The following is a 6,904-nucleotide window of genomic DNA, read 5'->3' on the forward strand; positions in this document are numbered from 1 at the left end:
CCCGTGACCCGGGCCGCGCCCTCCGCAACCCCGCGCAACGGCGCGGCCAGCCCCTGCGCTGCCCGCCCAAAATCCAGCAACCTGCTCACCATCCGCGCCAAGGCCGGCCACCCACGACCGGCCCGGCCCGCCGTCTCCGGCATCAGCGGCCGGCATCAACAGTGAGGGCGGAGCGGAGTGCGGGTGTGAACCGTGTTCTACCCGGGGGTTCCCTGCCCGTGGATGACGCGGTGGATGGTGGAGCGGCCGACGCTGTACTCGGTCGCCAGGTCGGCCAGTGACACCTCGCCCTCGGCGTAGCGGCGGCGGATCGACCGCCGCGCGGACTCGGGCAGTTTGGGCTGCTTGCCTTTGAGCTTGCCGTTCTTTTTGGCCAGCGCCATGCCCTCGCGGGTGCGCAGGTGGCCCAGGTTCGCCTCGAACTCGGCGACCATCGCCAGGGTCTGCAGGAACAGCCGGCCGAACGGGTCCCTCCAGTCGTAGACCGACCCGCCCAGCCCGAACAGCACGCCGCGGTCGGACAGGTCGGTGAGGATCTGGTTGGCCTCGGCCATGTTGCGGGCGAACCGGTCGAACTTGGTCACGGTGAACACGCTGGCCGGCCACACCGCGGCGAGGGCCTGGTCCAGACCTCCGCGGTTGCGGCGGGTCGTCCCGGAGAAGCCCCGATCGATGTAGATCCGATCGGCCGGGACACCGAGCGCGAGCAGCTGCTCGGTCTGGACGACGACGTCCTGCTCGTCGGTGGAACAGCGGGCGTACCCGACCCGGATCGTGCCGGGAGCCGTAGCGTTCGCGGCGTTCACGCGCTCAAGTGTTCCGGATAGGGCCCCGTCACCGGGACAGTTCGCGGAACACTCTTACGGAACACCTCGACCTGGGGCACCGCCCCGGCTGGCCGGTGTTCCGGTGAGGGATCCCCTAACGGAACACTCACCCCAAAGATCATTCTCAGCGCTAACGGCTGTCCGCAGGTTCCTCAACCCCGGACCACGCCGACGCCGCCGGCGTCGCGCAGGAAGTAGCCGAGCCGCACCACGTGCTCCCAGCGGGCGCCGGCGGCGGCCAGCGCGGCCTCCAGGTTGGCGAACACCTGCCGCGTCTGGGCCTCCAGGTCGCCGGGCCCGACCAGGTTCCCGGCGGCGTCCAGGGCGATCTGCCCGCTCACCGCCACCAGCCGCCCCGGCAGGTCGGCCGAGACGGCGTGGCTGTAGCCGGGGCCGGGCGCCAGGCCCGGCGCGTCGACCTGCCGGATGCCGGACCGCGGGTCATCGTCGCTCATCACAAGATCACCCTAGCGGCGCCCGCCCGCCGGGCCCGGACCGGGCGAATCGGCAGAGCCCGGGGAGGGTCAGGCCAGCAGCTCCTCCCGCAGCCGCCGCTTGAGGATCTTCCCGCCGGGGTTGCGGGGCAGCGGCTCGTCCCGGAACCACACGTGCACCGGCACCTTGAACGCCGCGATCCGCCCGCCGGTGAACGCCCGGATCTCCGCCTCGTCGACCGCCGCGCCCGGCCGCGGCACGATCACCGCGCCGACCTCCTCGCCCAGCACCTCGTGCGGGACGCCGATCACCGCGCAGTCGGCGACCGCCGGATGCTCGTACAGGACCGCCTCCACCTCGGCGCAGTAGATGTTCTCGCCGCCGCGGATCAGCATGTCCTTGGCCCGGTCGACGATGTAGACGAACCCGTCCTCGTCCAGGCGGGCCAGGTCGCCGCTGCGGAACCAGCCGTCCTCGAACGCGGCCGCGGTCGCCTCCGGCTTGTTCCAGTACCCCTTGATGACGTTCGGGCCCTTGATCAGCAGCTCGCCGACCTCGCCGGCGGGCAGTTCGTCCCCGGCGGGGCCGATCACCTTGACGTCGCAGACCGCGACGGGCGGGCCGACGCTCTCGGGCCGCTCCAGGTAGTTCACGCCGCCGTTGTAGGTGGTGACCGAGGAGGTCTCGGTCAGCCCGTAGCCGTTGCCGGGCACCCGCTCGGGCAGCCGCTCCTTGATCTTGTCGACCAGGGCGGGCGCGGCCGGCGCGCCGCCGTAGCTGACGCCGGTGAGGCTGGAGGTGTCGTAGTCGCCGAAGTCGGGGGAGGTCAGCACCTGCCACGCCATCGTGGGGACGCCGCCGAACCCGGTGACCCGCTCCCGCTCGATCAGCTCCAGCGCCCGCCGGACGTCCCACTTGTACATCAGCACGACCGTGCCGCCCTGCAGCGCGCTGCTGACCAGCACCGAATGGCAGCCGGTGGCGTGGAAGAACGGGACGCTCAGCAGCGTCACCCGCCGCTGCGGCACGGCCAGCTCCTCCACCGTGCGGCCGGCGCGGACCCCGGCCGACATGATCCCGTAGGCGAGGCTGACGGGGTTGGTGGTGATGTTGCGGTGCGTGCCGAGCGCGCCCTTGGACCGCCCGGTGGTGCCGGAGGTGTAGAAGATGGTGGCGTCGTCGTCGGGTTCGATCGCCACCTCGGGCAGGGACGCCGCGGCCGGGTCGCCGGGGTCGCCGAGCACGTCGTCGAACGCCTCGGCGCCGGGCGGCAGGGCGCCGTCCGGCCGCGCGACCAGGCACGCCACCCCCAGGCCCGGCAGGGCCCCGGCGAGCCGCTCGGCGCGCTCGGCGTCGGCGATGAGGACCTCGGCGCCGCTGTCGGCCAGGCCGTACTCCAGTTCGTCGGCGCTCCACCAGGCGTTCAGCGGCACCACCACCGCGCCCGCGGCGGCGGCGCCGAAGAACGCCACCGACCACTCGGGGTAGTTGCGCATCGCGATCGCGACCCGGTCGCCCTTGGCGACCCCGTACCGGCCGATGAGGACCCGCGCGAACGCGGCGGCGCGCGCGTAGTGGCCGGCGAAGGTGAGCCGGTCGCCGCCGTAGACCAGGAAGTCGGCGTCGCCGTGCGCGCGGGAGATTTCCAGGACGTCGCGCAGGGTGCCGGGGGCGTTGCGCCACACCCGCGTCGGGACGCCGCGGATGTCCACCTCGTCCATCTCGAACGGCTGCCCGGGCGCGGTCATCGCCGCCCTGACCTCGGCGATCCCCGGCAGCCTCCCGGCCCCGGCGGCCCCGGCGGCGCCGTCCCGGCCGTTCCCCTGCACGTCCCGGTCCTGTCGTTCACGGTCCTGCACGTCGCGCCTCCCGCGGGGTGACGGCGCGCCCGCCGCGCGGCCCGACCGCCGAACACGGTTCGGTGCGCCGTGCCGAGAATCTATGATCCACATCACGTGCAGGTCAACGCCCCGGCCGCGGCGGCGTCCCGGGCACGGCGGCGCGAGCGAAGATCCCCACCTGCGACAATGGGGACATGACCGAACGCAGGCCGATCGAGTACTGGCTGTCGGACATGGACGGGGTCCTGGTCCACGAGGGCCGCCCCGTGCCCGGCGCCGAGGAGTTCATCCGCCGGCTGTCGGCGTCCGGCACGCCGTTCCTCGTCCTCACCAACAACTCGATCTACACCCGCCGGGACCTGTCGGCCCGGCTGGCGGCGGCCGGCCTGCAGGTCCCGGCCGAGTCGATCTGGACCTCGGCGCTGGCGACCGCGCGGTTCCTGGCCGACCAGCGCCCCGAGGGCACCGCGTACGTGATCGGGGAGGCGGGGCTGACCACGGCGCTGCACGAGGCCGACTTCGTCCTCACCGACATCGACCCCGACTACGTGGTCCTCGGCGAGACCCGCACCTACAGCTTCTCCCAGATCACCCGCGCGATCCGGCTGATCGAGGGCGGCGCCCGGTTCGTGGCCACCAACCCCGACCCGATCGGCCCGTCCCCGGAGGGGTCGCTGCCGGCCTGCGGCGCGGTCGCCGCGATGATCACCCGGGCGACGGGGGTGGAGCCGTACTTCGTCGGCAAGCCCAACCCGCTGATGATGCGGACCGCGCTGAACGTGGTCGGCGGGCACAGCGAGTGCACCGCGATGATCGGCGACCGGATGGACACCGACGTCGTCGCCGGCATCGAGGCCGGGCTGGAGACGATCCTGGTGCTGACCGGCGTGACCCGCGAGGAGGAGATCGCCCGGTTCCCGTTCCGGCCGAGCCGGGTCGTCCCCTCCATCGCCGACCTCGTCGACCTGGTCTGACCCCGCCACCCCGGGCCTGACCCCGGCGCGGGGACGGGGTGTCAGCCGAGGGCGCCGAGCGCGGTCATGAGGCCCAGTGCGTCCGAGACCACCCAGTACTCGGCGAAGCGGCCGTCCTCGGCGCGGAAGATGTCCTGCCCGCGGAACGACACCCGCGTGCCGGGCGCGGCGGTCGCGCCCGGGATCCCGCCCTGGTAGGAGCCGTGGAAGCTCCACGCGGCGGCGACCATGCCGCCGCCGACGACCGGGCCGGCCTCCAGCGCGGTGCGGACGCCGGAGAAGCTCGCGTGGGAGCGGCGGACCTGCTCGGCCGCCTCGGCGGGCCCGCGCACCTCCAGGTTCGGCCAGTGCCCGGTGAATCCGGGGGTGAGGATCTCCTCGGCCACGGCGTAGTCGCCCTCCCACACCTCGAACAGCCAGCGCCGGTACAGCGCGTCCAACGGGTCCATGGCGGGCACCCTTCCCCCGTGCGAGGCCCGGCGAACATACACTCGGGAGCGCCATGCGCATGATCAGACAGGGCGGGTCCCGCGAGCTGGAGATCCGCAGGTCCCGGTTCGTCTGCACGCTCGCCCGCGTCGCCGACGAGGGCGAGGCCGTCGCGTTCATCGCCGCGCACCGCCGCGCGCACCGCGACGCCACCCACAACTGCACCGCCTACGTCGTCGGCGAGCACGGCGAGATCACCAAGAGCAGCGACGACGGCGAACCGGCCGGGACGGCGGGCGTGCCGATGCTGGAGGTGCTGGTGCGGCGCGGCCTGACCGGCACCGCCGCGGTCGTCACCCGCTACTTCGGCGGGGTGAAGCTCGGCGCGGGCGGCCTGGTCCGCGCCTACGCGCAGGCGGTCGCCGGCGCCGTCGACGCCGTCGGGGTGGTGGAGCTGCGCCCGGTGGTGACGGTCACCGTCGGGGTCGAGCACGCGCTGGCGGGCCGGTTCCTCGGCGACCTGCACGCCGCCGGGCACCAGCCCGCCGACGTCCGCTACGGGACGGCGGTGGAGGCCGACGTGGCGGTGCCCGCCGCGGACCTGGCGGAGTTCGAGGCGTGGGCCGCGGCGGCCACGGCCGGGCGCGCGTCGCTGCGGCGCGGCGCGCCCGGCCACATCGAGGTCCCCGTCACCTGACCCCGCCCCGCAGGCCCTGCCCGCCGGGCCGGGCGGGGGCCGGTCAGCCGAGGAACTCGGCCAGGACGGGCGCGAGCGCGTCGGCGGCGACGTCGTGGGTCTGGCCCTCCAGGACGCGGTGGGTCCCGGCGGGCAGCAGCTCGGCGACGCGGCGGGCGGTGTCGCGCATCCAGGCGGGGCTGTCGCCGCCCGCCACCACCAGCGCGGGCACGGTGACCCGGCCGATGAGGCCGGTGGGCATCGCGCCGCCGCCGGCGTCGTCCATGACCGCCGAGTCGTAGGCCAGCGTCGGCGCCAGCGCCTCCAGCGCGGGCCACATCGGCGCCTCCCGCAGCTGCGCCACCATCTGCTCCGGGATCCCGACGCTGCCCATGAACAGCGCGAGCGCGTCGCCGCGGCGGCCGCCGGCCAGCAGCCCGGTCAGCTCGGTGTTGTAGGCGCGGGAGCGGGTGAGGCGGTCGTCGTGGCCGGAGTGGAACGGCGGCTCGAACAGCGCGAGCCGGGTGACGGGCAGGCCGCGGGCGGCGGCGCGCAGCGCCAGCACCGCGCCCGAGGACATCCCGTAGACGGCGGCGGAGCCCCCGGCGGCGTCCAGCACGGCGGCCAGGTCGTCGATCTCGCGGTCGACGGCGTAGGGCGGGGTGTCGCCGCTGTCGCCGCGGCCCCTGCGGTCGTAGGTGAGGACGGTGTGCCCGCCCGCCAGCAGCGCGGCCAGGTCGGCGCCGGAGCGGCGGTCGTTGAGCGCCCCGCCGACCAGGACGACGGCGGGGCCGCTCCCGGTCCGGTCGCAGGCGATGGGCGTCCCGTCCTTGGAGTGCACGGTTTCCATGAGGGTGTCCTTCCCAGGTCGGCGGCCTCGACGGCCGGTCTCGCCCCACCGACGAACGGCCGGGCCCCCGGCGGACACTCCGGCGCCGGTTTTCTTCCGGCGGACCCGGGGTCAGGTGAGTTCGTCCAGGCGGCGGGCCAGGTGGCGGCGCTCGGCGTCGTTGGCGGCCAGGTCCAGGGCGCGGCGGAACGCCGCGGCGGCCTCGGCGCGCCGGCCCAGGCGCCCCAGCAGGTCGCCGCGCGCGGCGTGCAGCAGGTGGTAGCCGTCCAGGTGCCCGGCGCGGTCCAGGTCGTCGGCGAGCGCGAGCCCGGCGGCGGGCCCGTCCGCCATGCCGACCGCCACGGCCCGGTTCAGCCGCACCACCGGGGACGGCACCAGCCGCTCCAGCCGCTCGTACAGCACGGCGATCTGCGGCCAGTCGGTCGCGGCGGCGTCGGGTGCGGTGGCGTGGCAGGCGGCGATCGCGGCCTGGACCAGGTAGGGGCCGGGCGGGGGACGGCCGGGCGCGGGCGCCAGCGCCTCCTCCAGCAGCGCGACGCCCTCGGCGATCTCGGCGGCGTCCCACCGGGACCGGTCCTGCTCCTCCAGGACGACCAGCGCGCCGCCGGGGCCGGTGCGGGCGGCGGCGCGCGCGTCGTGCAGCAGCATCAGGGCCAGCAGCCCGCGCGCCTCGCGCTCGGCGGGCATGAGCGCGGCCAGCAGCCGCGCCAGCCGGATCGCCTCCCCGCACAGCTCGGGGCGGGCCAGGCCGTCCCCGCCGGTGGCGGTGTAGCCCTCGTTACAATATCTTATACACATCTCCGAGCCCACGAGAACCCAAGACAAATCGTATGCCGTCTTCTGCTAGAAAAAAAAAAAAAACATCATCTTGT

General features: G+C 74.7%; 8 protein-coding genes. 2 read left to right on the top strand and 6 right to left on the bottom strand.

Annotation, left to right across the window (positions count from 1 at the left end):
- Positions 1-197: 197 nt before the first annotated feature.
- The 3 genes from ETD96_RS38425 to ETD96_RS38435 all read right to left on the bottom strand — a co-directional run bounded on the left by ETD96_RS38425 (position 198) and on the right by ETD96_RS38435 (position 3,121).
- Positions 198-806, bottom strand: a complete 609-nt coding sequence (locus tag ETD96_RS38425; RefSeq protein WP_240808530.1) for a recombinase family protein — start codon at positions 804-806, stop codon at positions 198-200.
- A gap of 173 nt (positions 807-979) precedes the next feature.
- Positions 980-1,282 (bottom strand): RidA family protein, encoded by a 303-nt coding sequence (locus ETD96_RS38430; protein WP_138641411.1) that lies wholly within the window; start codon positions 1,280-1,282, stop codon positions 980-982.
- A 69-nt stretch (positions 1,283-1,351) separates the two neighbouring features.
- A complete protein-coding gene (locus tag ETD96_RS38435) occupies positions 1,352-3,121 on the bottom strand; it encodes a class I adenylate-forming enzyme family protein (RefSeq protein WP_240808531.1) in 1,770 nt (589 codons plus the stop codon).
- A gap of 176 nt (positions 3,122-3,297) precedes the next feature.
- Here ETD96_RS38435 and ETD96_RS38440 point away from each other — a divergent pair, with 176 nt between their 5' ends.
- Positions 3,298-4,077, top strand: a complete 780-nt coding sequence (locus ETD96_RS38440; protein WP_138641412.1) for an HAD-IIA family hydrolase — start codon at positions 3,298-3,300, stop codon at positions 4,075-4,077.
- Between the two features lie 41 nt (positions 4,078-4,118).
- Here the strand turns inward: ETD96_RS38440 and ETD96_RS38445 are convergent, their stop codons facing one another.
- The gene (locus ETD96_RS38445) at positions 4,119-4,526 is read right to left on the bottom strand and encodes an ester cyclase (protein ID WP_138641413.1); all 408 of its coding nucleotides are present in this window, start codon (positions 4,524-4,526) and stop codon (positions 4,119-4,121) included.
- A gap of 53 nt (positions 4,527-4,579) precedes the next feature.
- On the opposite strand from ETD96_RS38445, the gene ETD96_RS38450 reads away from it, so the two are divergent.
- On the top strand, positions 4,580-5,203 hold the full coding sequence (locus ETD96_RS38450; protein WP_138641414.1) for an IMPACT family protein: 624 nt from the start codon (positions 4,580-4,582) through the stop codon (positions 5,201-5,203).
- A 43-nt stretch (positions 5,204-5,246) separates the two neighbouring features.
- Here ETD96_RS38450 and ETD96_RS38455 read toward each other — a convergent pair whose 3' ends face one another.
- Positions 5,247-6,032, bottom strand: a complete 786-nt coding sequence (locus ETD96_RS38455) for an alpha/beta fold hydrolase (protein ID WP_138641415.1) — start codon at positions 6,030-6,032, stop codon at positions 5,247-5,249.
- A gap of 111 nt (positions 6,033-6,143) precedes the next feature.
- Positions 6,144-6,842: a DUF6596 domain-containing protein gene (locus ETD96_RS38460; protein WP_138641416.1), complete on the bottom strand. Its 699-nt coding sequence runs from the start codon at positions 6,840-6,842 to the stop codon at positions 6,144-6,146.
- Positions 6,843-6,904 lie beyond the last annotated feature (62 nt).

The organism is Actinomadura geliboluensis (assembly GCF_005889745.1).
Classification (GTDB): domain Bacteria; phylum Actinomycetota; class Actinomycetes; order Streptosporangiales; family Streptosporangiaceae; genus Spirillospora; species Spirillospora geliboluensis.

Bases quoted from the DNA above. Each gene is read 5' to 3' on its own strand.
- ETD96_RS38430 (WP_138641411.1), bottom strand. From the start codon at position 1,282: ATGAGCGACGATGACCCGCGGTCCGGCATCCGGCAGGTCGACGCGCCG.
- ETD96_RS38440 (WP_138641412.1), top strand. From the start codon at position 3,298: ATGACCGAACGCAGGCCGATCGAGTACTGGCTGTCGGACATGGACGGG.
- ETD96_RS38445 (WP_138641413.1), bottom strand. From the start codon at position 4,526: ATGGACCCGTTGGACGCGCTGTACCGGCGCTGGCTGTTCGAGGTGTGG.
- ETD96_RS38450 (WP_138641414.1), top strand. From the start codon at position 4,580: ATGCGCATGATCAGACAGGGCGGGTCCCGCGAGCTGGAGATCCGCAGG.
- ETD96_RS38455 (WP_138641415.1), bottom strand. From the start codon at position 6,032: ATGGAAACCGTGCACTCCAAGGACGGGACGCCCATCGCCTGCGACCGG.